Source organism: Oceanithermus profundus DSM 14977 (assembly GCF_000183745.1).
Classification (GTDB): Bacteria; Deinococcota; Deinococci; order Deinococcales; family Marinithermaceae; genus Oceanithermus; species Oceanithermus profundus.
The window spans coordinates 1,026,592-1,047,021 of record NC_014761.1 but is presented as its reverse complement, the minus strand read 5'-3'; the positions used below and the strand labels follow the sequence as shown (position 1 = coordinate 1,047,021).

The following is a 20,430-nucleotide window of genomic DNA, read 5'->3' as shown; positions in this document are numbered from 1 at the left end:
CAACGAAGGCGAAGATGAAGCCTGTCTATATGATATATTATCCGCGCGCGTTCCGCGCGGGTGAACCGCCCGTGACAACCTCTCATGAACAGGAGCCGGCGATGCTCTTTCAAGACCTGATCCTAAAACTCCACGACTACTGGGGCGGCTACGGCTGCGTGATCACGGAACCCTACGACACCGAGGTGGGCGCGGGCACCTTCTACCCCACCACCTTCCTCAAGGCGCTCGGGCCCGAGCCCTGGAAGACGGCCTACGTGGCCCCGAGCCGACGGCCGCAGGACGGCCGTTACGGGGAGAACCCCTACCGCTTCCAGTACTACTTCCAGTACCAGGTCATCCTCAAACCCTCGCCGGCCGACGTGCAGGACCTCTACCTCGACTCGCTGCGCGCCATCGGCATCCGGGTGGAGGACCACGACGTGCGCTTCGTCGAGGACAACTGGGAAAGCCCCACCCTGGGCGCCTGGGGGCTGGGCTGGGAGGTCTGGCTCGACGGGATGGAGATCACCCAGTTCACCTACTTCCAGCAGGTGGGCGGCGTCGACGTCAACCCGGTCAGCGTGGAGATCACCTACGGGCTCGAGCGCATCGCCCTCTACCTGCAGAACAAGAAGCACACCTACGACGTGGAGTACGCCCCCGGCGTGACCATCGGCGACATCCGCCGCGACTTCGAACTGGAGCACTGCGCGTACAACTTCAAGCACGTCAACGCCGAGAAGGTGCGGCGCTGGTTCGACGACTACGAGGAGGAGGCGCGCCGATTGCTGGAGCTCGAGCTCATCCACCCCGCCTACGAGTTCGTGCTCAAGGCCTCCCACGCCTTCAACCTCCTCGACGCCCGCGGGGTGCTCGGCCACGCGGAACGCCAGGCCTACGTGCAGCGGGTCCGCCGCCTGGCCGAGGCCACGGCCCGGGCCTACCTGAAGAAGCACCACCCGGAGGTGGCCAAATGAACCTCCTCTTCGAGATCGGAACCGAGGAGCTGCCCGCCGCCTACGTGCCCCGGGCGCTGGCCGACCTCGAGCGCCTCGCCGCCGAGCGCCTCTCCGCGGCGCGGCTCGACTTCGAGGCCATCGAGACCTACGCCACCCCCCGCCGACTGGCGCTGGTGGTGCGCGGCCTGCCCGAGGCGAGCGCGCGCGTGGAAGAAGCGCGCCGCGGCCCGCCCGAGAAGGCCGCCTTCAAAGACGGGAAGCCCACCCCCGCGGCCGCGGGCTTCGCCCGCAAGGCCGGCGTGGAGGTGGCCGACCTGACCGTGAAGGACGGCTACGTCTGGGCCCGGGTGGTGCACGAGGGCGAGCCCACCGCCCGCATCCTCCCCGAGCTGCTCGCGGGGCTGGTGCGCGACCTACCCGCACCCAAGAAGATGATCTGGGGCGCGGGCGACGGTCCCTTCGTGCGTCCGGTGCGCTGGCTGGTGGCCCGCCTGGACGGCGAGGTGCTGCCGGTCGAGGTCTTCAACGTCTCGGCGGGCCGGACGAGCCGCGGCCACCGCTTCCTGGGGCCGGACGTGGTCGAGGTGGACGCCGAAACCTACCGCGACGCCCTCTACGACGCCCACGTGGTCGCCGACGTCGCGCAGCGGCGCGAGCGGGTGGTGCTCGAGACCGCCACCCTGGCCCTGAGCGAAGGTTACGAGGCCGTTCTGCCCGAGGACCTGGTGGAGGAGGTCACCCACCTGGTCGAGTGGCCGGTGGCCGTCATGGGAAGTTTTTCCCAGCGCTACCTCGAGCTCCCCGACGAGGTGCTGGCGACGGTGATGATCCAGCACCAGCGGTTCTTCCCGGTGCGCGTCCCCGGCGAACGCCTCACCAACCGCTTCATTGGCGTCTCCGGACACCAACCGCCCGACCTGAGCGTGGTGCGCGCGGGGTACGAACAGGTGCTCGAAGGCCGCATCTACGACGCCTACTTCTTCTGGACCGAAGACCTGAAGACCCCGCTGACCGAACACCACAAGAAGCTCGCGGGGATCAACTTCCAGCGCGGCCTGGGCACGATGGCCGACAAGGCGGAGCGCGTGCGCCAGGCGGCAGAGAAGCTGGGCGGCCGGCTCGGGCTCGACGAGGAGGTACTGCGCGAGGCCGCCGCGCTCTACAAGGCCGACCTGCCCACCCAGATGGTCTACGAGTTCCCCGAGCTCGAAGGCGTGATGGCCCGCGCCTACGGCGAGAAGCAGGGGCTCGACCCCCGGGTCGCCCGGGCGCTCGAGGACGCGGTGCGCCCCACCGGACCCGAAGCCTCCCTGCCCGAGACGCCCGAGGGCGCATTGCTCGCCGCCCTCGACCGCGCCGATACGCTGGTGGGCTTCTTCCACCTGGGCAAGAAGCCCAGCGGCTCCGCCGACCCCTACGGCCTGCGCCGCGCCGCGGCGGGGTTGGTGCGCATCCTCGGCCGCACGGGCTGGGCGCTGCCGCTCGAAGACGTGCTGGAGGCCGCGGCCGAAGCCTACCGCGCCCGTGGGCTCGAGGTAAGCCCCGAAGCGGTGCAGGCCGCGCGCGCCTTCGCCGAGGAGCGGCTCGAGTCGCTCCTCACCGAGGCCGGCCTGCCCACGCTGGCGGTGCGCGCCGCCCAGAAGGCCCCCTCGGTCTACGGCAAGATGCTGCGGGCGCGGCTCGTCTACGAGCTGATGCAGCGGCCCGAGTTCGCCGAGTTGACCCGGCTCTACAAGCGCGCGGCCAACCTGGCCTCGCAAAGCGAAAGCACGCGCGAACCCGACCCGGAGCTCTTCGAAACCGAAGAGGAGGCCCGCCTGCTCGAGTCGCTCGCGCCCACCCGCCGGGCCGTCGGCGAGCTGCTCGAGCGGGGGGCCGAGCTGCTCCCGCCCTGGGACCCGGCCGCACCGCTCCCCAACGTCGACCTCGCCCCGCTCACGGAGCCCCTGGCCCAGATCCTGGCCCTCGCCGGCGCCCTCGACCCCTTCATGGACCACGTGCTGGTGATGGTGGACGACGCGGCGGTGCGCGAGAACCGGCTGGCGCTTCTGCGCGGCGTTCGCGACGCGCTGGGCGAGCTGGGGGCGCTCGAACTCCTCGGCGCATAAACATTCGTGCACAACTCCCAAACGAAGGCCGCATCCGCGGCCTTTTTCCTTGCGCGCCGCGCCGGGCTGTGCTAGTTTTAGTGAATCTTTTCGCGCACCTCGGGTGCGCCCTGGAGGAGTTATGCGCGTCGCCATTGTTGGAGCCACGGGAGCCGTAGGCAAAGAGCTGATCAAGGTCCTTGAAGAGCGCGACTTCCCGGTGAGCGAGCTGCGCCTCTTCGCCAGCCCGCGCTCCGCCGGAAAGACCGTCACCTTTCGCGGCGAACCCCTCACCGTCGAGGTCACCCCCGAAGGCCCCATCCCCGCCGACGTGGTCCTTGCCAGCGCCGGCGGCGGGGTTTCCAAGAAGCTGGCCCCGCTGTGGTCGAGCGCGGGGGCCGTCGTCGTCGACAACTCCTCGGCCTGGCGCTACGACCCCGAGGTGCCGCTCGTCATCCCCGAGATCAACCCCGAATCCGCCCGAGCCCACCAGGGCATCATCGCCAACCCCAACTGCACCACCGCCATCCTGGCCGTCGCCCTCTGGCCGCTCCACAAGGCTTTCGGCGCCACCCACGTGGTGGTCAGCACCTACCAGGCCACCAGCGGCGCCGGCGCCGAGGGTATGCAAGAACTGCTGGACGAAACCCGCAACCACCTCGAAGGCCGCCCCGTGGGCCACAAGGTCTTCCAACACCCCATCCCTTTCAACGTCATCCCCCACATCGACGCTTTCCAGGAAAACGGCTACACCCGCGAGGAGATGAAGGTGGTCTGGGAAACCCGCAAGATCTTCGGCGAGCCGGAGATGAAGATCAGCTGCACCGCGGTGCGCATCCCTACCCTGCGCGCCCACTCCGAGGCGGCCACCGTCCTCTTCGAACGTCCCGTCACCCCCGAGGCGGCGCGCGCGGTGCTGGAGGAGGCGCCGGGCGTGGAGGTCGTGGACGAACCCGAGCGGAACCGTTACCCCATGCCGCTTTCGGCCACAGGAAAGTGGGACGTGGAGGTGGGGCGCATCCGCAAGAATCTGGCCTTCGGCAACGCCCTCGACTTCTTCGTCTCAGGCGACCAGCTGCTCAAGGGCGCCGCGCTCAACGCCGTACAGATCGCCGAGCTCCTGCTGTGACCAAGGTTTGTCCCTCGCCCGCGGCGCTAGAATGGTAACCGAAAGGAGGGGCGTTATGGCGGTCTATAAGAAGATCGAGCTCGTAGGCACCAGCGACGAAAGCCTCGAAGCCGCGATCCGCACGGCCATCAAGAAGGCCTCGGAAACCCTGCGGCACCTCGACTGGTTCGAGGTCAAGGAGATTCGCGGCAAGATCGGCGACGGCGACGTGCAGAGCTTCCAGGTCGTCCTCCAGGTGGGCTTCAAGCTCGACTGAGCCGTGGCAACCGACTTTTTCGAAGCCGTATGGTACGTGCTCACCGACCCCGAGCGGGCCGGTGAGCACCTTACCCTGACCGCGGCCGAGGTGAAGTACGCCCTCGTCTGGACGAGCTCGAAGGCCGCCCTTGACTTTAGCCGCGAGGTTTCCGCGGCGCGGGGCATGAAGGTAGAGCCGCTGCACTCCTGGACCCTGAAGGACGCTTTCCTCACCGCCAGCGAGAAGCTGGGCGCCACCCACCTGCTCATCGACTACCGACCCGGCTCGCTCCAGGCAGCCGCCGCTCCCATCACCCTGGCCCGAGAACGCATCCAACACAAGCCACAAAACCCCAGGGCGTAAAAACGCCGACGCCATAGGAGCGACTTGAGGCGCGGGAAGGTAGGGGAGGGTTTCAAACCCTCCCCTACCGTTGATGAGCGTTTGGGTGGGGTTGTCGGACTTGGCCGTTGTCGGCCATGCTCCTGACATCACGGGCGGACCCGCGGGTCCGCCCCTACGACGCACTACGTACTGCGCACCACGAACTACGCACCACAAAGTACGCACCAAGTACCAGGTACTACGCACCGGCACCTGTAGCAAAACCTACCTCCCACACCCCACCTCCTACCTCCCAAACAAAAACCCCCGGCCGAAGCCGGGGGCAGGTGCGCCAGGGCGCGGGGGGTGAAAGCACGGATCAGGGCAGGCTCGCTTGCAGCTTGGTAAGAAGTGGTTCCTTGCGGAACGAGAACTCCTTAGAAAGGAGGTGATCCAGCCGCACCTTCCGGTACAGCTACCTTGTTACGACTTAGCCCCAGTCATGAGCCCCACCCTCGGCGCCTGCCCACTGACGGGCTCCCGGCGACTTCAGGTGGAACCCACTCCCATGGCTTGACGGGCGGTGTGTACAAGGCCCGGGAACGTATTCACCGCGGCATGGCTGATCCGCGATTACTAGCGATTCCGCCTTCATGCAGTCGAGTTGCAGACTGCAATCCGAACTGAGACCGGCTTTTTGCGATTCGCTTCCCGTCGCCGGGTCGCTGCGCTTTGGGCCGGCCATTGTAGCACGTGTGTCGCCCAGGCCGTAAGGGCCATGCTGACCAGACGTCATCCCCGCCTTCCTCCCGGTTTCCCGGGCAGTCTCGCTAGAGTGCCCGGCCGAACCGCTGGCAACTAGCGACAGGGGTTGCGCTCGTTGCGGGACTTAACCCAACATCTCACGACACGAGCTGACGACGGCCATGCAGCACCTGTGTCCGGGCTCCCCGAAGGGCACCCCCCTGTTTCCAGGGGGTTCCCGGCATGTCAAGGCCTGGTAAGGTTCTTCGCGTTGCTTCGAATTAAACCACATGCTCCACCGCTTGTGCGGGCCCCCGTCAATTCCTTTGAGTTTCAGCCTTGCGGCCGTACTCCCCAGGCGGAGTGCTTAACGCGTTAGCTACGGCGCCGAGCCAAAGCCCGACACCCAGCACTCATCGTTTAGGGCGTGGACTACCCGGGTATCTAATCCGGTTTGCTCCCCACGCTTTCGCGCCTCAGCGTCACGGGACGTCCAGGTAGCTGCCTTCGCTATCGGCGTTCCTCCCGGTATCTACGCATTTCACCGCTACTCCGGGAATTCCGCTACCCCCTCCGTCCGTCTAGCCCGCCAGTATCCGGCGCCTTTCCACGGTTGAGCCGTGGGCTTTGACACCGGACTTAACGGGCCGCCTACACGCCCTTTACGCCCAGTAAATCCGGGTAACGCTCGCACCCTCCGTGTTACCGCGGCTGCTGGCACGGAGTTGGCCGGTGCTATTAGCAGGGTACCGTCATTCCCCTTGCGGGGTTTTCGTCCCCTGTTCAGCGGTTTACACCCCGAAGGGCTTCATCCCGCAAGCGGCGTCGCTCCGTCAGACTTGCGTCCATTGCGGAAGATTCCTAACTGCTGCCTCCCGTAGGAGTGGGGCCCGTGTCTCAGTGCCCCTGTGGCCGGCCATCCTCTCAGACCGGCTACCCGTCGTCGCCTTGGTGAGCTTTTACCTCACCAACAAGCTGATGGGCCGCAGGCCCATCCGGAAGCGGCCGAAGCCCTTTAGACACGCCCCAAGGGGCGGGTCCACATCGGGGATTAGCCCGGGTTTCCCCGGGTTGTCCCCGTCTTCCGGGTAGGTCACCTACGTGTTACGCACCCGTCCGCCGCTAAGCTTACCCAGTGTCCGAAGACTCCGGGCAAGCTTCGCACGACTTGCATGTCTTAGGCACGCCGCCAGCGTTCACCCTGAGCCAGGATCAAACTCTCCATCACAGTCCTAGGCCCTGAGGCCTAACACTCGAAGAGAAGATCCGCAGAAACTCTGCGGGTTTGCGCATGGCGTCGCGGGCGTTGCGAAGGGGTGAACCCCCGCGCCCGCGCGCTTGCTTTTAGGTGTGCTGCAGGCTGAATTTACGCAGACCGCTGTGGGGTTTACCCTCGTCTGGCCTGCGTTCTTCGCCTTCCCTGATCCGTGCTTTCAAGATCCCCGCACCCGCTGGGCGCAAGACCTAGGGTACAGGCGACCCCGGGGGTTGTCAAGCGCCCTCGGGCTAGAATTGGGGCATGGCGGAACCGCAGACGATACCCGTGCTCGACAAGGGGTTCGTGCGCCTGGTGGACGCGATGGGCGACGACCGACGCATCGTCCAGGCGGCGCGCGTGAGCTACGGCGAAGGCACCAAGACCGTGCGCGAGGACGCGGCCCTGATCGACTACCTGATGCGCCATCGGCACACCAGCCCCTTCGAGATGGTGGAGTTCACCTTCCACGTCAAGGCGCCCATCTTCGTGGTGCGCCAGTGGTTTCGCCACCGCACCGCCAGCGTAAACGAGATCTCGGCGCGCTATTCGGTGCTGAAAGACGAGTTCTACGAACCCACGCCCGAAGAGTTGCGCACCCAGAGCGAGGTCAACAAGCAGGCAGGCGAGGGACGGCTGCCCGAGGCGGAGGCCGAGCGGGCCGCCGCGCTGCTGGCCGCGGCCGAGCGCGACGTCTACGCCCGCTACCAGGAACTCTTGGAGCTGGGGGTGGCCCGCGAGCAGGCCCGCAGCGTCCTGCCCGTGGGCATCTACACCGAGTTCTACTGGAAGCAGGACCTACACAACCTGCTGCACTTCCTCAGGCTGCGGCTCGACCACCACGCCCAGGCCGAGATTCGCGCCTACGCCCGCGCGGTGGCCAAGTTCGTGAAGGCGCGGGTGCCGCTGGTGTGGCGCTCGTTCGAGGAGCACGTTCTGAACGCGCGTACGCTGAGCGCGAGCGAGATCGCCGCGCTTCGCAAGCAGATCGAACCCCAGGCCTACGAGGCCGCCCTGAAGGAGGCCGGCCTTTCGAAGAGCCGGGTGCGGGAAGCGCTGGAGAAGCTGTTCGGCGAGGCCTAGCCGCCGTTCATGGGCGCGGCCGGATAGGAACCGAGCACCTTTACGAAGGCGGCGCGGCGCAGCAGGGTCACCAGGGCCTCGGCGGGCTCGGGATCTTCGACGTGGCCTTCGAAATCGAGGTAGAAGACGTAGCTCCAGGCGCGGTCTCGGCGCGGGCGCGACTCGAGCTTGGTGAGGTTCACGCGCGAACGGGCGAAGGCCTCGAGCGCCGAGAGCAGCCCCCCGGGCTTGTGGCGCACCCCGAAGACGACGCTGGTCTTGTAGGGACCCTCGGTCCGCGGCCGCTCCTCGCGGGCGATCACGAAGAAGCGGGTGTAGTTGAAGTCGAAGTCTTCGATCCCCTCGGCCAGCACCTCGAGCCCGTAGACCTCGGCCGCCCGCTTCGAGGCGATGGCCGCGAGCCCCGGCTCGGGGCGCTCGGCCAGCTGCTTGGCCGCCCCGGCGGTGTCGTAGACGGGCACGGCCTCGAGCTTGTGCCGGGCCAAGAAGCCGTCGCACTGGGAGAGCGCCTGGGGGTGACTGATCACCTTGCGCACGTCCTCGAGCCGGGTTCCCTGCGGGGCGAGCAGGTTGTGGCGCACCCGCAGGTAGACCTCCCCCACCACGTGCAGGTCGGACTCGAGCAACAGGTCGTAGGTCTGGTTGATGCTCCCGGCCACCGCGTTCTCCACCGGCACCACGCCGCAGGCGGCCGCGCCGGAGGTGACCGCCTCGAAGACCTCGTGGAAGGTGGGGTAGCCCACCGGCTCGGCGCCGCCCGCAACGGTGAGCGCCGCCTCCTCGCTGAAGGCGCCGGCGGTCCCCTGGTAGGCGACCTTCTTCGACATAGCCAACAGTATACTGGTCGCATGGTGCGTTTTCTTGAAGGGGTCGTGCTGGAGGCGACCGAGGACCGCGCGATCGTGAGCCTGCACGGGCTGGGCTTCGAGGTCTTCTGCCCCACCGGCACGCTGGGCCGGCTGCGCGTGGGCGAGACCGCGCGGCTGCACACCCGGCTGGTGGTGCGCGAGGACAGCCTGACCCTCTACGGCTTCCACGACCCGAGGCTGCTCGAGTGGTTCGACCTGCTCGTGGGCGTCTCGGGCGTGGGCCCGCGCGTGGCGCTGGGTCTGCTCAGCGCCCTGCCCGCCGACCTGCTGGGCCAGGCCGTGACCGGTGACGACCCCAAGCTGCTCACCGCCGCCCCCGGCGTGGGCAAGAAGCTGGCCGAGCGCATCGTGCTGGAGCTGAAGACCAGGCTCCCCGACCACCTGGCCGGCCTCGCCCCCAGCGCCGCGCCCATCGAGAACCCCGCCGCCGGCGAGGCCGCGGCGGCGCTGATCACGCTGGGCTTCCGCGAGACCCAGGTGCACGCGGTGGTGCAGAAGCTGGCCGCCAAGCAGCCCGAGGCCGGGGCCGAGGAGCTCATCCGTCTGGCCCTGCGCGAACTCCGGTAGGGCATAATGGCTAGGTGCGGCCTGGCCGCCCTCACCATGGAACGACGCGAGATCAACGACCCCGAAGCCTGGAACCGCATCGTCAGCGGGCTGCCCCTCACGAGCGCCCTGCAGTCGTGGGGCTGGGGCGAGGTGAAGCGCACGAGCGGCTGGAAGCCCATGCGCCTCGCCCTCTACGACGGCGGCGCGCCCGTGGCCGCGGCGCAGCTGATGGAGCGCCGCCTGGCCGGCCCGCTGCGCATGTCCTACACCCCCCGCGGCCCGGCGCTGGCCGAGGCGGGGCTGCTGCCGCGCGTGGCCGCGCAGCTGGCGCGGGCGGCGCGCGGGGCGCTCTTCCTGCAGCTCGAGCCGCCCCTGGCCCTGGAAGAACCCTACGAGGCGCCGGCCTATGCTGGCCTCGCGCCCGCGGCCACGATCCAGCCCGAGTACTCGATTCTGGTGGACCTCAGCCCCGGCGAGGAAACCGTGCTCGCGCGCATGAAGTCGAAGACGCGCTACAACATCCGCCTTGCGGCCCGCAAAGGGGTGACCGCGCGGATCGTGCGCCCCCACGACGAGGGCGCCGCGGCGGCCTTCGAGGCCTTCTGGGCGCTGTTCACCGAGACCAACCGGCGTGCGAAGCTTCTGCAGCACGCGCGCAGCTACTACGAGACGGTCTTCCGGGAGATGGAGCAGCCGGGGGGCGCGGCCTTCGTGAGCCTGGCCGAGTACCAGGGAAAGCCGCTCGCCGCCGGGCTCTTCGTGGCCTTCGCCGGCCGGGTGGACTACCTCTACGGGGGCTCGAGCCGCGAGCACAAGAACGTGATGGCCCCCTACGCCATGCACTGGGCGGCGATGCGCTGGGGCATGGAGCACGGCTACCGCGTCTACGACCTCTGGGGCGTGCCCCGGGTGCTCACCCCCGAGTCGCACGCTTACGGCATCTACCGCTTCAAGGAAGGCTTTGGCGGGAAGCGGGTGCGTTTTCCGGGCTACGTGCGGCCGCTCTCGCCCCTCTACGGCCCGGTGCAGACGGCGCTGCGCTGGCGCAAGAACTGGGTCAACTGGCGCAGCCGCGGGACCACGCGGGACGTGCTCTGAACCGGCCGCCCCATGACCGGGCCGCGGCGGCCCAACCGCGGGCGGAAGGCCGAAATGCAAGCCGAACGGTAGACTTTTAGCCCCGCTTGCGTCAGAATCGATACGGCATGCTAGATACTGCGACGGTACTCCAAGCGCTTTCGACGATCGTCGACCCCGACTTCAAGAAGGACATCGTGGAGCTCGGGTTCGTACGCGACCTCAAGATCGAAGACGGGGTGGTCAGCTTCACCATCCGGCTGACCACGCCCGCCTGCCCCATCAAGGACCAGTTCAAGCGGCAGGCCGAGGAAGCCGTCGGGGCGCTGCCGGGGGTCCGTGAGGTGCGGGTGACCATGGACGCCGCGCCGGCGATGGAGGTGAGCACGGGGCTTCCCGGCGTCGCCCACATCGTCGCGGTGATCGCCGGCAAGGGCGGCGTGGGCAAGAGCACCACCGCCGTCAACCTGGCGGTGGCGCTGATGCAGATGGGCGCCAAGGTAGGCCTCTTCGACGCCGACGCGTTCGGCCCCAACACCCCGCGGATGCTGGGCGTGCGCGGGGTTCCGCTGCGCACCCAGGGCGGCAAGATCGTGCCCATCGAGGCCCAGGGAATCAAGCTGGTCTCGATCGGCTCGGCCATCCCCGAGGACCAGCCCGTCGTCTGGCGCGGCAGCCTGCAGCACGGGTTCGTGCGCGACTTCACCCAGAAGACCGAGTGGGGCGAGCTCGACTACCTGGTGGTGGACATGCCGCCGGGCACCGGCGACATCCCGCTTTCGGTGATGCAACTGCTGCCGCTCTCGGGGGCGCTGGTCGTGGGAACGCCGCAGGAGGTGGCCCTCGAGGACGTGCGCCGCGGGGTGACGATGCTGAACAAGATGAACGTCAACCTGCTCGGCTTCGTCGAGAACATGAGCTACCTCGTCTGCCCGAACTGCGGCGAAGAGATCGACGTCTTCGGCAAGGGCGGCATGGACGCCTTCGCCGAGACCTTCGGGGCGCCGGTGCTCGCGCGCATCCCCATGGACGTGAACATCCGCAAGGGCTCCGACGCCGGCCTCCCCGCCGCCTTCCAGGAGGGCCCGGTGGCCGAGGCCTACAAGGAGCTGGCCGCCGCCGTGGTGCAGCGGGTGGCGGTGGTGGAAAAGGAGAACCCCCCCAAGGCCGCGGGCGTGCCCCAGGCGGGCCCCGGCGGGAACCAGCCCTTCCTCAACGTCCCCAAGAAGAACTGATCCACCGTTGCCGTCTGCCGGCGCCCCGACGGGGCGCCGGTTTCTCACGCGGGTTCAATAGAATGTCCCTGCATGCTGCCCCTCGCGGTCGAACCCTTCGGCGGGTACCGGGCCTGGCTGGAGACCCTGCCCGGCTACGCGGGGCAGATCGCCTTTCACCGCGTGCAGCCGGCCCGGCCGCCTGAGGTGGTGCCCTACGAGGGGGCCTTCAGACCCGTCCTCGCGCGCCTCGGACTCGCGCCTTACGCCCACCAGGCCGAGGCCTTCGCCAGGTTGGAAGCGGGCGCCAACGTCGTCATGGCCACGCCGACGGCCTCGGGCAAGAGTCTGGTCTTCCAGGCGCCCGTGCTGGCGGCGATGCAGCAGGGCGGCACCGCCCTCTTCCTCTACCCCACCAAGGCGCTGGCGCGGGACCAGCGGAGCCGGCTCGAAACCTTGGCCGACCCCTTCGACCTCGCGGACCGGGTCTTCACCTACGACGGCGACACCCCGCCCGGCCGCCGTCGTCGGGCGCGCGAGCAAGGGCTCGCCATCCTCACCAACCCCGACATGCTGCACTTCGGGATCCTGCCGCGGCACGCCGCCTGGGCGGGATTCCTCGGCCGCCTTCGCTACGTCGTGATCGACGAAGCCCACTACCACCGGGGCGTCTTCGGCAGCCACGTCGCCCTGATCCTCAGGCGGCTGCTGCGGATCGCCGAACACTACGGCGCGCACCCGCAGCTGATCGCCGCATCGGCGACGATCGCCAACCCCGCGGCCCACGCCGCCGCGTTGACCGGACGGCCGTTCGCGGCGATCACGGCGTCGGGGCGGTTCAGCGAGCTCGAGTTCGTCGTCTGGCATCCCAAGGCGCTGGACGCCGGCGGCGACCGCCGGCGCAGCGCCAACCTGGAAGCTGCGGAGCTGGCCGTCTGGGCCGCCACCCACGACCTCAAGACCCTGATCTTCACCGGCAGCCGCAAGACCGCGGAGCTGATCGGCCGTTACACTCGGGGAACCGCCGTGGAGGACAAGATCCGCAGCTACCGCGCGGGCTACACCGCCGAAGAGCGCGCGCAGCTGGAAGAGGCGTTCCGTGCGGGTGAACTCGCGGTCCTCGTCAGCACCAGCGCCCTCGAGCTGGGCATCGACATCGGCGGCCTGGACGCGGTGGTGATGGTCGGCTACCCCGGCTCGGTCAACGCCTTCTGGCAGCGCGCGGGGCGCGCGGGGCGCGGCCGCGAGCGCGCGTTGACGCTTTGGATCCCCCGCGAGGACCCGCTGGACGAGTACTTCCTGCAACGGCCCGAGCTGCTGCTCGGCAGCCCCCCGGAGTCGGCCGTGGCCGACTGGCGGAACCCCTACCTCTACCCGCCGCACCTCCACTGCGCCGCCTTCGAGCTGCCGGTGCGCGAAGTGGAGTCGCTGCACCGACCCGAGCTGCTGGAGGGCGAGGCCCTGGTCCGCCGGAACGGACGCGTCCACACCGTGTACAAGGCGCCGCACCGTAGGCTCACCTTGCGTGGCAGCGGCGTCACCTTCACGCTGCGCGACGCCGAAGGGCGAGCGTTGGGCCAGCTCGACGAACGCCAGGCCTACTGGGAGGCCCACCCGGGGGCGGTCTACCTGCACCAGGGGGAGAGCTACCTGGTGCGCAACCTCGACCCGCGCAAACGCGAGATCGTGCTCCTGCCGGGGCTCGAGGACTACTACACGCAGCCGCGCGCCCTGACCGAGATCGAGGTCTACCCCGAACACGCCCAGGAGGTGCGTCCCGGGGTCTGGGTCGGACGGGTGCGGATGCGGGAGCAGGTGACGGGCTACGTGAAGAAGCGCTACGTCACCGAGGCGGTGCTCGAGGAGGTGGAGCAGCCCATGCCCGAAGTGGCCTTCGACACCGAGGCGGTCTGGTTCCACCCCCCGGTCGAGCAGCTCGCCGTCGACCGGGTTCCGGGGGGGATCCACGCACTCGAGCACGCGATGATCGGCCTTCTGCCCCTTTTCGTGCTCGCCGAGCGCGGCGACGTGGGGGGCGTGAGCTACCCGATCTACCCGCGGCCCCTGCCCTCGGGCGAAGGCGCGGTGGTCTTCATCTACGACGGCTACCCGGGCGGGGTCGGCTACGCGCGCGCCGGGGCGGAGCAGTGGGAGCGCTGGCTGCAGGCGACGGTCGAGCTGCTCGGCGGCTGCCCCTGCGAAGACGGCTGCCCCCGCTGCGTGCTCAGCCCCAAGTGCGGCAACGGCAACCAGTTCCTCGACAAACAGGTGGCGCTCGAGCTGGCGGAACGGCTCGCGGGCCAGCGCTTCCGGCCGAAACCCTAGTCGCCCAGCGGGTGCTCGAGCACGGTCAGGCCGCGCTTCTTGGCGGCGTACATCTCGCGGTCCGCCCGCTCCAGCAGGTCCTCGGGGGTGTCGCCCTCCCGGTAGACGGCCAGCCCGAAGTTGGCGTGCACCCCATAATGGCTCAGCTCCGGGTCCCTGGCGATCACCTCCGCGGCCCGGCGCGCGGCGTGCAGCCCCTCATCACGGCCCGCGTGCGGCAGCACGATGACGAACTCGTCGCCGCCGAGGCGGTAGACCTCGTCCTCTTCGCGCAGGGCCTGCTTGAGCAGGCCGGCCACGCGCGCAAGCACGCGGTCGCCGACGAGGTGACCGTAGCGGTTGTTCACGCCGCCGAAATTGGCCATGTCCACGACCGCCAGGGAAAAGACGTGGCCGTGACGGGCCGCGAGCGAGGCCAGCCGCGCGAGCTGTTGGTCCAGCTGGCGCCGGTTGTAGACGCCGGTGAGGGGGTCGAGCGCGGCCTCGCGGGCGAGCCGCGCCTGCAGGCCGAGGCGCTCGGCGTAGGGACGGATCTCACGCATCATCGAACGCGCCAGCTGCAGGTCCCACTCGGTGAAACCGCGCGCACTCGCCAGCCAGATGAACCCCTCCCCGAAGGGCAGCAGCAGCCCCCCCTGCATCTTCTCCGGGTTCCACAGGGGCCGGAAGACCTCGGGGAGCTGGCGGAAACGCGAGAACATCAGGGGTTGTTCCAGGTGCAGGCTGACGGGGTCCAGCCGCCGCGGCAACCACTCGACACGGCCGGTGACGGCGATGCGCTCGAAGGGCGCCTCCTGGGTTTCCCGCACGAAGAAGGCCGCGCCCAGCTGGTTCCAAACCTCGGAGGTGGCCAGCAGCAGCTGGTGGAAGAACTCGCGCTCCTCGCCGGCGCGCCACTGCAGCTGCCCCAGCCGGCGCGCGAAGCGCTCGAGCCCCCGCCAGCGCAGGTGCTCGATCGCGTACCCCAGCACCTCGGCCACGGCCACCAGGTGCTCCAGGTCCTCGAGCCCGTAGTGCCAGGGCCGCATCGACTGCAACGAGAGCACGCCCTGGGTGCTGCGGCTCTCGAAGGGAACGGCGAGGAAGCTGCGCAGCTCGGGTTCGTCGCGCTCGGGCTCGGGGTCGAGGATGCGCACCGGGTACATCTGCCGGGCCATGGGGTCGGTCATGTCGCCGATCAAGAGCGGTTCACCGCTGCTGAAGACGAGGTGCGTGAGGGTCTCCTTCTCGAAAGGCACGATCGCCTCGCCGATCGTGCGCGGCCCGTGGCCGCTCTCGCCCACGCCGTAGAGGATGCGCAGCGAGGCCCCTTCGATGAAGTTGATGGCCACCGCGTTGTACGCCACGTCGCGGGAGAGGCTGCGAAAGAGGACGGGAACGAGCTCGTCGAGGCGGTTGATCTTGTGTATCTCGTCCATGAAGGCGACCAGCCCCCGCTGGCGCTCGTTCCTACGGCGCTGACGCCGCAGCGCCGCGTGCGCCGAGAGCAGGCTCTGCAGGATGCGCAGCTCCTGCAGCTGACGCGCGTCCAGACCCGGGTGCGGCCGGGTGTGCATCGTCATGACGACGGCCCCGTGGTCCTCGCCCCCGAAGCGGAGCGGCAGGACCAGCAGGCTGCGCACGAAGCCGCTGCGCGCCGGCAGCGCGTCCGGGTGCTGGGGGTAGTCGCGCACCTCCAGCGGCTCGCCGCTGTTGAAGGCGCGGCCGACGACCCCGTCCCAGGGGCGGGCGACGATCTTGAGCTCCTCGAGGGGCTCCCCTTCGCCCCCTTCGGCGAAGGTCAGCTCGGCGGTGCCCCCGTGGACGTCGAAGACGCGAACGCCCTCGTACCCGTAGTGCCGGTAGATCTCCGGCCAGATCCGGTCCAGGGCCCCGCCCGACTCGATTTGCCGCAACCACCCGTCCAAGGGTTCCAACCTCGGCGACCTCCCGGTGCCCCCAGTATACGAAGGCCGCCCCCGCGCCCTCGGGTCAACCCAACGCCTCCAGCCCGCCGCGCCACACCCGCGCCACCGGACGCCCCCGCTCCCACAGCGTCAGGGCCGCGAACGCACCCGGCTCGACGCGTCCCCACGGCGCCGCTTCCCGCGTCCAGCCCAGAACGGCGGCCGGCGTGTGCACGTAGGCCGCCAGCGCCGCGTCCAGCCCCAACCCCCGCGCCCCGGGAAGCGGCGGCCGTTGGGCCAGCCGCAAAGCGCGCGCGGCGTCGGGCTCGGCCACGGGGGCGTCGGAGCCCAGCAGCAAGCGCACCCCCGGAAGCGCGGCGAAGGCGCCCCAGCGGTAGGCCGCGCGCCTCTGGCCGCGAGAAAGCCGGTCGAGGGCGGCGCGGTCGTCTTCGGCATGCTGCGGCTGCACCGAGAGCACCAGTCCGGCGAGGCGGGGAAGGTCGTCGTCGGCGACGTGCTGCACGTGTTCGATGCGGAAACGTTCGCGCGCCGGGAGGCCGCAGGCTTCCAGGCGCCCGATCAGGTTCAGCACCTCGTGCACGGCCCGGGTGCCGATCGCGTGCCAAACCGGAACGAGCCCGCGCCGCAGCACCTCCGCGACGGCCGCGTCGGCTTCGCGGGGGTCGTCGAGCGGCATGCCGCACCCGCCTTCCGGGTAGGGCTCGAGCATCCAGGCGGTGCGGCTCGTCAGCGCGCCGTCGGCGAAGAACTTGACCCCGAAGACGTGCAGACCGCGCGGGGACCGCACGGGCTCCCAGGCGTCGGGGCTGGCGGCGGGCAGCGTCCAGGCGACCCGCAGGGGCAACGCCCCCTCCGCGTCCAACTCGCGGATCCAGCCGCCAGCCTCGGGGGGCTCGCCCATGGCGTGCACCGCAACGAAGCCGCGCCCGGCCAGGTCCCTGAGGCCCGCGAGGAGCTGGGCCTTGCCGGGCGGGGGCAGCGCCTCTGCAACGAGGCCCGCCGCACGTTCGAGCAGGTAGCCGGTGGGCTCGCCGGAGCCGTCGCGCAGGACGCGGCCGCCCTGGGGATCGGGGGTGCTGCGGTCGACGCCCGCCCGCTGCAACGCCCGCCGGTTCGCCCAGGCGGCGTGGAGGTCGCGCGAGCGCAGGAAGACGGGGTGGTCGGGGGCGGCCTCGTCGAGCCAGCGGCGGTCCGGGTAGGCGTCGAAGACGTAGCCGCCGCCAAGGATCCAGCGCCCCGGGGGGAGGGCCGCGGCCCGCTCCGCCACCCGCTCGGCCACCCGGGCGGGGTCGTCCTCACCGCGCAGGTCGAGCGCTTCCAGCGCAAGCCCCCACTGCAGCGGGTGCACGTGCGCGTCGTGCAATCCGGGCGTGATCCATTCGGCGCGAATCCGGCGGGCTCCTGGGTAGCGGGCCCGCAGATCCGCGATCGAACCCACGGCGACGACCCGCTCGCCTTCGAGCCGCACCGCGGCGGTGCGGGGGGGCGCCCCGTCGAAGGTCCAGACCTTGCCCTCGAGCAGCATGCGTCCAGCCTACCGCCTATACTGGGGGGCGTGAGGCGCTACGTCTACCAGGGGAAAATTCTTTCTTTGGCCATCGAGGACGGGCACTGGGAGATCGTCGAGCACAAGGACGCAGTCGCCCTGCTGGTCCAGGATCCGGAACGCGGCGTGCTCTTCGTGCGCCAGTACCGCCCAGCGGTGGGCCTGCGCACCCTGGAGATCCCCGCGGGCCTGATCGAGCCGGGCGAACGCCCGGAGTCGGCCGCGGCGCGCGAGCTCGCCGAGGAAGCGCAACTGGGCGGCCGGCTCGAGCGCCTCGCGGAGTTCTACGTGAGCCCGGGCTTTACCGACGAAAAGACCTACCTCTTCCGCGTCCACGACCCCCGGCCCGCCGCCGGCACGCCCGACGCCGACGAGGACCTCGAGACCGTTTGGCTCGACCCCGGCGACGTGCTCGCAGGCGTGCGCGCCGGCACGGTGCAGGTCAGCGCCGCCACGCTGATCGGGCTGCTCTACGCGACGGGGGCGGAGCGGTGATCATCGCCGCCGAGGTGGCCGACCTCCCCCCGGGCCCGAAGGTCGTGGCCGTGGGCTCTTTCGACGGGGTCCACCTGGGTCACCAAAGCCTCCTGGCCAAGGCCCGCGCCCTGGCGGCGCAGGAACGGCTGCCCCTGCTCGTCTACACCTTCGACCCCCCCACGAAGGTCTTCATGCGGGGGGTGGGGATGCTCTCCACCCTGAGCGAGAAACTCGACCTGCTGCGCGAGCAGGGGGTGGACCTCGCGCTGGCCGTGCCCTTCGACGAGGACTTCGCCGCCCGCGACAAGGCCGCCTTCCTGGACGACCTGGTGCGCCTGGAGGCCCGGCGCCTCGTCGTCGGAGAGGACTTCGCCTTCGGCCGCGGCCGCTCGGGCGGCCCCGCCGACCTGAAGACGGTGGCCCCGACGCTGACCGTGCCCCTGCTCGACCTGGGGGGTGCGCCCGTGAAGAGCACCCGGATCCGCGAACTGCTCGAGCAAGGCGACGTGGAGGCGGCGCGCCATCTGCTTGGCCGCCCGTACGGCGCCCGGGGCATCGTTCGCCAGGGCGAGCGCCTCGGCCGACGCCTGGGCTTCCCCACCGCCAACGTCGAAACCGCCCCGGGCAAGGTGCTTCCCCGCGGCGTCTTCGCCGCCCGCACCTGGGTCGCCGAGCGGGCGTACCCCGCGGTGGTCAACGTGGGCACGCGGCCCACCGTGAGGGGAAGCGGCCTGCGGCTCGAGGCCCACCTCATCGGTTTCAGCGGCGAGCTCTACGGGCACGAGCTCCGGCTGGTCTTCCTAAAGAAGCTGCGGGACGAGCGGGCCTTCGAAGACCTGGAGGCGCTGCGGTCGCAGATCGCCCGCGACCTCGAAGCCGCGCGCCGGTTCTTTCGTCTCTAACCCGCCGCGCGGCCCCCGGCTAAGCTGGGGGTATGAACACCGACCTCACCCTGGCCGACTGCCCGGGGGGCCATCGCCTGGCCGCGCTGAGCCGGGTGGCCGCCGCGATGGCCGAGACGTTCGAACCGGCCAGGGTCCTCGAGCGCAGCATCGAAGCCCTCATCGAGGCCACGGGCGCCCGCTGCGGCGAAGCCTACCAGGTGGGCCCCAACGGGCCCGCCCTGGAGGTGGTGCGCGGATGCCGCGGGGTCTGCCCGTTCAAACGGCGGCTCGAGGGGCTGGCCCGGGAGGCGGTGCGGCGGCGTGAACCGGTGCGCGAGGGCAGCCTCGTCGCCTTTCCGGTGCTGCGCGAGGGCGAGGTGCGGGGCGTCTTCGGCCTGGACCTGGGCGAAGAACGCGAGGGCGTCGACGGCTGCTTTTTGGGTGCGGTCGGCCACCTTACGGCACTGGCCCTGGACCACGCCGAGCTGGTCCGCGAATTCGAGCGCCGCGAGGCCGAGCGCGTCCGGCTGCTGCGCAAGTGGCTGGGCGCCCAGGAAGAGGAGCGTCGGCGGGTGGGGCAGGCGCTGCACGACGAGGTCGGAGGCATCCTCACCGGGGCGCTGCTGGCCCTGCGCCTGGCCAAGAACGATCCGGAGCGCCTCGAGGAGGTCCGCCGGGTGCTGGGGCAGGCGCTCGACGAGGTCCGCCGGCTTTCGCGCGAGCTGCGCCCCGCCGCCCTCGACGACCTGGGGCTGGCCCGCGCCCTGGAACGCCACCTGCGGGAGTTCGCCGGCCGCACCGGAATCCGCGTGCACGCGCGCATCGACCCGCCCAAACTCGACCGGGCGCGGCAGGTCGCGCTCTTCCGGATCGCCCAGGAGGCCCTCACCAACGTGGCCCGGCACGCCCACGCGCAGAACGTCTGGGTCACGCTGGAGCCGCGCGGGGACCGGCTCGTGCTGGAGGTGCGCGACGACGGCGCAGGCTTCGACCCGGAACGCACCTCGGGAACGCTGGGCCTCGAAGGCATGCGCGAACGCGCGGAACAGCTCGAGGGGCGGTTGCGCATCGTCAGCGCCCGCGGCGACGGCACGCGGGTGCTTGCGGAGGTCCCCCTTGCGGGTGGCGTTGATTGAGGACCACGCGGTCGTGCGCACCGGCTTGCGGCTGCTGCTGGAGGCCAGCGGCCACGAGGTGGTGGGCGACTTTTCGCGCGCGGAGGACGCGCTGGCCAGTTCGGTACGCCCCGACGTTTACGTGCTGGACCTCAACCTGCCGGGGGTCGGGGGCCTCGAAGCGCTACCCCGACTGGCGCGCCGGGCGCGGGTGCTCGTCCTCTCGATGCACGAGGAACCCGCCTACGTGAGCGAGTCCTTCAAGCGCGGGGCCCGCGGATTCCTCAGCAAGCGCGCCGCCGACGTCGCCCTTCTCGACGCCCTGTCCGCGCTCGCGCGCGGGGAGCGCTACCTGCACCCGGAGCTGGCCGCGCGGCTGGCCGACTACGTCGCCGAGCCGGGTCCGGAGGTGCTTTCCCGGCGGGAGCGCGCGGTCCTCGCAGGGCTGGCCCGGGGGCTCGAGCTCAAGGAGGTGGCCGCCGCGCTCGGGATCAGCCCCAAGACCGCCGCGACCTACAAGGCCCGCGCGCTCGCCAAGCTGGGGCTGAAGCGCTCGGAGATCGCGCGCTGGGCGCGCGAGCACGGGCTGCTGCAGGACCCCGCCCCGTAAACAAGAATTCTTAGGACATCCGTTGTAGGCTCCGTTCCGACGCGGCCGTACGCCCG

17 protein-coding genes and 1 rRNA gene are annotated in these 20,430 nt (G+C 70.2%); 14 read left to right on the top strand and 4 right to left on the bottom strand.

What is annotated here, in order from left to right; translation table 11 throughout:
- The first annotated feature begins 101 nt into the window (after positions 1 to 101).
- The 5 genes from OCEPR_RS05130 (at position 102) to OCEPR_RS05110 (ending at position 4,758) form a co-directional block, all read left to right on the top strand.
- Complete coding sequence (locus OCEPR_RS05130) at positions 102 to 959, top strand: glycine--tRNA ligase subunit alpha (protein WP_013457647.1); 858 nt, start codon at positions 102 to 104, stop codon at positions 957 to 959.
- On the top strand, positions 956 to 3,049 hold the full coding sequence (gene glyS / locus OCEPR_RS05125) for a glycine--tRNA ligase subunit beta (RefSeq protein ID WP_013457646.1): 2,094 nt from the start codon (positions 956 to 958) through the stop codon (positions 3,047 to 3,049). The genes OCEPR_RS05130 and glyS overlap by 4 nt, the downstream gene beginning before the upstream one ends.
- A 121-nt stretch (positions 3,050 to 3,170) precedes the next feature.
- Complete coding sequence (locus tag OCEPR_RS05120) at positions 3,171 to 4,157, top strand: aspartate-semialdehyde dehydrogenase (protein ID WP_013457645.1); 987 nt, start codon at positions 3,171 to 3,173, stop codon at positions 4,155 to 4,157.
- A gap of 55 nt (positions 4,158 to 4,212) precedes the next feature.
- Positions 4,213 to 4,413 carry a dodecin gene (locus OCEPR_RS05115; protein WP_013457644.1) on the top strand — a complete coding sequence of 67 codons (201 nt, stop codon included), beginning with the start codon at positions 4,213 to 4,215 and terminating at the stop codon, positions 4,411 to 4,413.
- Between the two features lie 3 nt (positions 4,414 to 4,416).
- Positions 4,417 to 4,758, top strand: a complete 342-nt coding sequence (locus OCEPR_RS05110) for a DUF3234 domain-containing protein (RefSeq protein ID WP_013457643.1) — start codon at positions 4,417 to 4,419, stop codon at positions 4,756 to 4,758.
- Between the two features lie 402 nt (positions 4,759 to 5,160).
- Here OCEPR_RS05110 and OCEPR_RS05105 read toward each other — a convergent pair.
- Positions 5,161 to 6,691: ribosomal RNA gene (locus tag OCEPR_RS05105) — 16S ribosomal RNA — on the bottom strand.
- A 291-nt stretch (positions 6,692 to 6,982) separates the two neighbouring features.
- Here OCEPR_RS05105 and thyX point away from each other — a divergent pair.
- Complete coding sequence (gene thyX, locus OCEPR_RS05100) at positions 6,983 to 7,801, top strand: FAD-dependent thymidylate synthase (protein WP_013457642.1); 819 nt, start codon at positions 6,983 to 6,985, stop codon at positions 7,799 to 7,801.
- On the opposite strand, the gene pheA is transcribed toward thyX, so the two are convergent.
- Positions 7,798 to 8,628 carry a prephenate dehydratase gene (gene pheA / locus OCEPR_RS05095; RefSeq protein WP_013457641.1) on the bottom strand — a complete coding sequence of 277 codons (831 nt, stop codon included), beginning with the start codon at positions 8,626 to 8,628 and terminating at the stop codon, positions 7,798 to 7,800. The two genes, thyX and pheA, sit on opposite strands and share 4 nt — an antisense overlap.
- Before the next feature lie 21 nt (positions 8,629 to 8,649).
- On the opposite strand from pheA, the gene ruvA reads away from it, so the two are divergent.
- From ruvA to OCEPR_RS05075, 4 genes are all read left to right on the top strand, one after another.
- Positions 8,650 to 9,237, top strand: coding sequence for a Holliday junction branch migration protein RuvA (gene ruvA / locus OCEPR_RS05090; RefSeq protein WP_013457640.1), 588 nt, complete (start codon positions 8,650 to 8,652; stop codon positions 9,235 to 9,237).
- 6 nt (positions 9,238 to 9,243) lie between these two features.
- Positions 9,244 to 10,317 (top strand): lipid II:glycine glycyltransferase FemX, encoded by a 1,074-nt coding sequence (locus OCEPR_RS05085; protein ID WP_013457639.1) that lies wholly within the window; start codon positions 9,244 to 9,246, stop codon positions 10,315 to 10,317.
- A gap of 107 nt (positions 10,318 to 10,424) precedes the next feature.
- Complete coding sequence (locus OCEPR_RS05080) at positions 10,425 to 11,531, top strand: Mrp/NBP35 family ATP-binding protein (protein WP_013457638.1); 1,107 nt, start codon at positions 10,425 to 10,427, stop codon at positions 11,529 to 11,531.
- Between the two features lie 72 nt (positions 11,532 to 11,603).
- Positions 11,604 to 13,835, top strand: a complete 2,232-nt coding sequence (locus OCEPR_RS05075; protein ID WP_013457637.1) for a DEAD/DEAH box helicase — start codon at positions 11,604 to 11,606, stop codon at positions 13,833 to 13,835.
- Here OCEPR_RS05075 and OCEPR_RS12265 read toward each other — a convergent pair.
- Entirely contained in the window at positions 13,832 to 15,751 is a 1,920-nt protein-coding gene (locus OCEPR_RS12265) for a sensor domain-containing diguanylate cyclase (protein WP_013457636.1), read from the bottom strand. The genes OCEPR_RS05075 and OCEPR_RS12265 overlap by 4 nt on opposite strands.
- A 55-nt stretch (positions 15,752 to 15,806) precedes the next feature.
- Positions 15,807 to 17,267, bottom strand: a complete 1,461-nt coding sequence (locus tag OCEPR_RS05065) for an amidohydrolase (protein ID WP_013457635.1) — start codon at positions 17,265 to 17,267, stop codon at positions 15,807 to 15,809.
- A gap of 30 nt (positions 17,268 to 17,297) precedes the next feature.
- On the opposite strand from OCEPR_RS05065, the gene OCEPR_RS05060 reads away from it, so the two are divergent.
- From OCEPR_RS05060 to OCEPR_RS05045, 4 genes are read left to right on the top strand one after another with little or no spacing between them, the layout of a single operon-like run.
- On the top strand, positions 17,298 to 17,783 hold the full coding sequence (locus OCEPR_RS05060; RefSeq protein WP_013457634.1) for an NUDIX domain-containing protein: 486 nt from the start codon (positions 17,298 to 17,300) through the stop codon (positions 17,781 to 17,783).
- The gene (gene ribF, locus OCEPR_RS05055) at positions 17,783 to 18,667 is read left to right on the top strand and encodes a riboflavin biosynthesis protein RibF (protein ID WP_041554632.1); all 885 of its coding nucleotides are present in this window, start codon (positions 17,783 to 17,785) and stop codon (positions 18,665 to 18,667) included. Before OCEPR_RS05060 ends, ribF begins: the two co-directional genes overlap by 1 nt.
- A 32-nt stretch (positions 18,668 to 18,699) precedes the next feature.
- On the top strand, positions 18,700 to 19,785 hold the full coding sequence (locus OCEPR_RS05050; RefSeq protein ID WP_013457632.1) for a GAF domain-containing sensor histidine kinase: 1,086 nt from the start codon (positions 18,700 to 18,702) through the stop codon (positions 19,783 to 19,785).
- The gene (locus tag OCEPR_RS05045) at positions 19,772 to 20,374 is read left to right on the top strand and encodes a response regulator (RefSeq protein ID WP_342626184.1); all 603 of its coding nucleotides are present in this window, start codon (positions 19,772 to 19,774) and stop codon (positions 20,372 to 20,374) included. Before OCEPR_RS05050 ends, OCEPR_RS05045 begins: the two co-directional genes overlap by 14 nt.
- The last annotated feature ends 56 nt before the right edge of the window (positions 20,375 to 20,430 follow it).

What these genes read in the sequence shown, in the direction of transcription:
- OCEPR_RS05130 (WP_013457647.1), top strand. Translation starts at nt 102, where the DNA reads ATGCTCTTTCAAGACCTGATCCTAAAACTCCACGACTACTGGGGCGGC.
- glyS (WP_013457646.1), top strand. Translation starts at nt 956, where the DNA reads ATGAACCTCCTCTTCGAGATCGGAACCGAGGAGCTGCCCGCCGCCTAC.
- OCEPR_RS05120 (WP_013457645.1), top strand. Translation starts at nt 3,171, where the DNA reads ATGCGCGTCGCCATTGTTGGAGCCACGGGAGCCGTAGGCAAAGAGCTG.
- OCEPR_RS05115 (WP_013457644.1), top strand. Translation starts at nt 4,213, where the DNA reads ATGGCGGTCTATAAGAAGATCGAGCTCGTAGGCACCAGCGACGAAAGC.
- thyX (WP_013457642.1), top strand. Translation starts at nt 6,983, where the DNA reads ATGGCGGAACCGCAGACGATACCCGTGCTCGACAAGGGGTTCGTGCGC.
- pheA (WP_013457641.1), bottom strand. Translation starts at nt 8,628, where the DNA reads ATGTCGAAGAAGGTCGCCTACCAGGGGACCGCCGGCGCCTTCAGCGAG.
- ruvA (WP_013457640.1), top strand. Translation starts at nt 8,650, where the DNA reads ATGGTGCGTTTTCTTGAAGGGGTCGTGCTGGAGGCGACCGAGGACCGC.
- OCEPR_RS05085 (WP_013457639.1), top strand. Translation starts at nt 9,244, where the DNA reads ATGGCTAGGTGCGGCCTGGCCGCCCTCACCATGGAACGACGCGAGATC.
- OCEPR_RS05080 (WP_013457638.1), top strand. Translation starts at nt 10,425, where the DNA reads ATGCTAGATACTGCGACGGTACTCCAAGCGCTTTCGACGATCGTCGAC.
- OCEPR_RS05075 (WP_013457637.1), top strand. Translation starts at nt 11,604, where the DNA reads ATGCTGCCCCTCGCGGTCGAACCCTTCGGCGGGTACCGGGCCTGGCTG.
- OCEPR_RS05065 (WP_013457635.1), bottom strand. Translation starts at nt 17,267, where the DNA reads ATGCTGCTCGAGGGCAAGGTCTGGACCTTCGACGGGGCGCCCCCCCGC.
- OCEPR_RS05050 (WP_013457632.1), top strand. Translation starts at nt 18,700, where the DNA reads ATGAACACCGACCTCACCCTGGCCGACTGCCCGGGGGGCCATCGCCTG.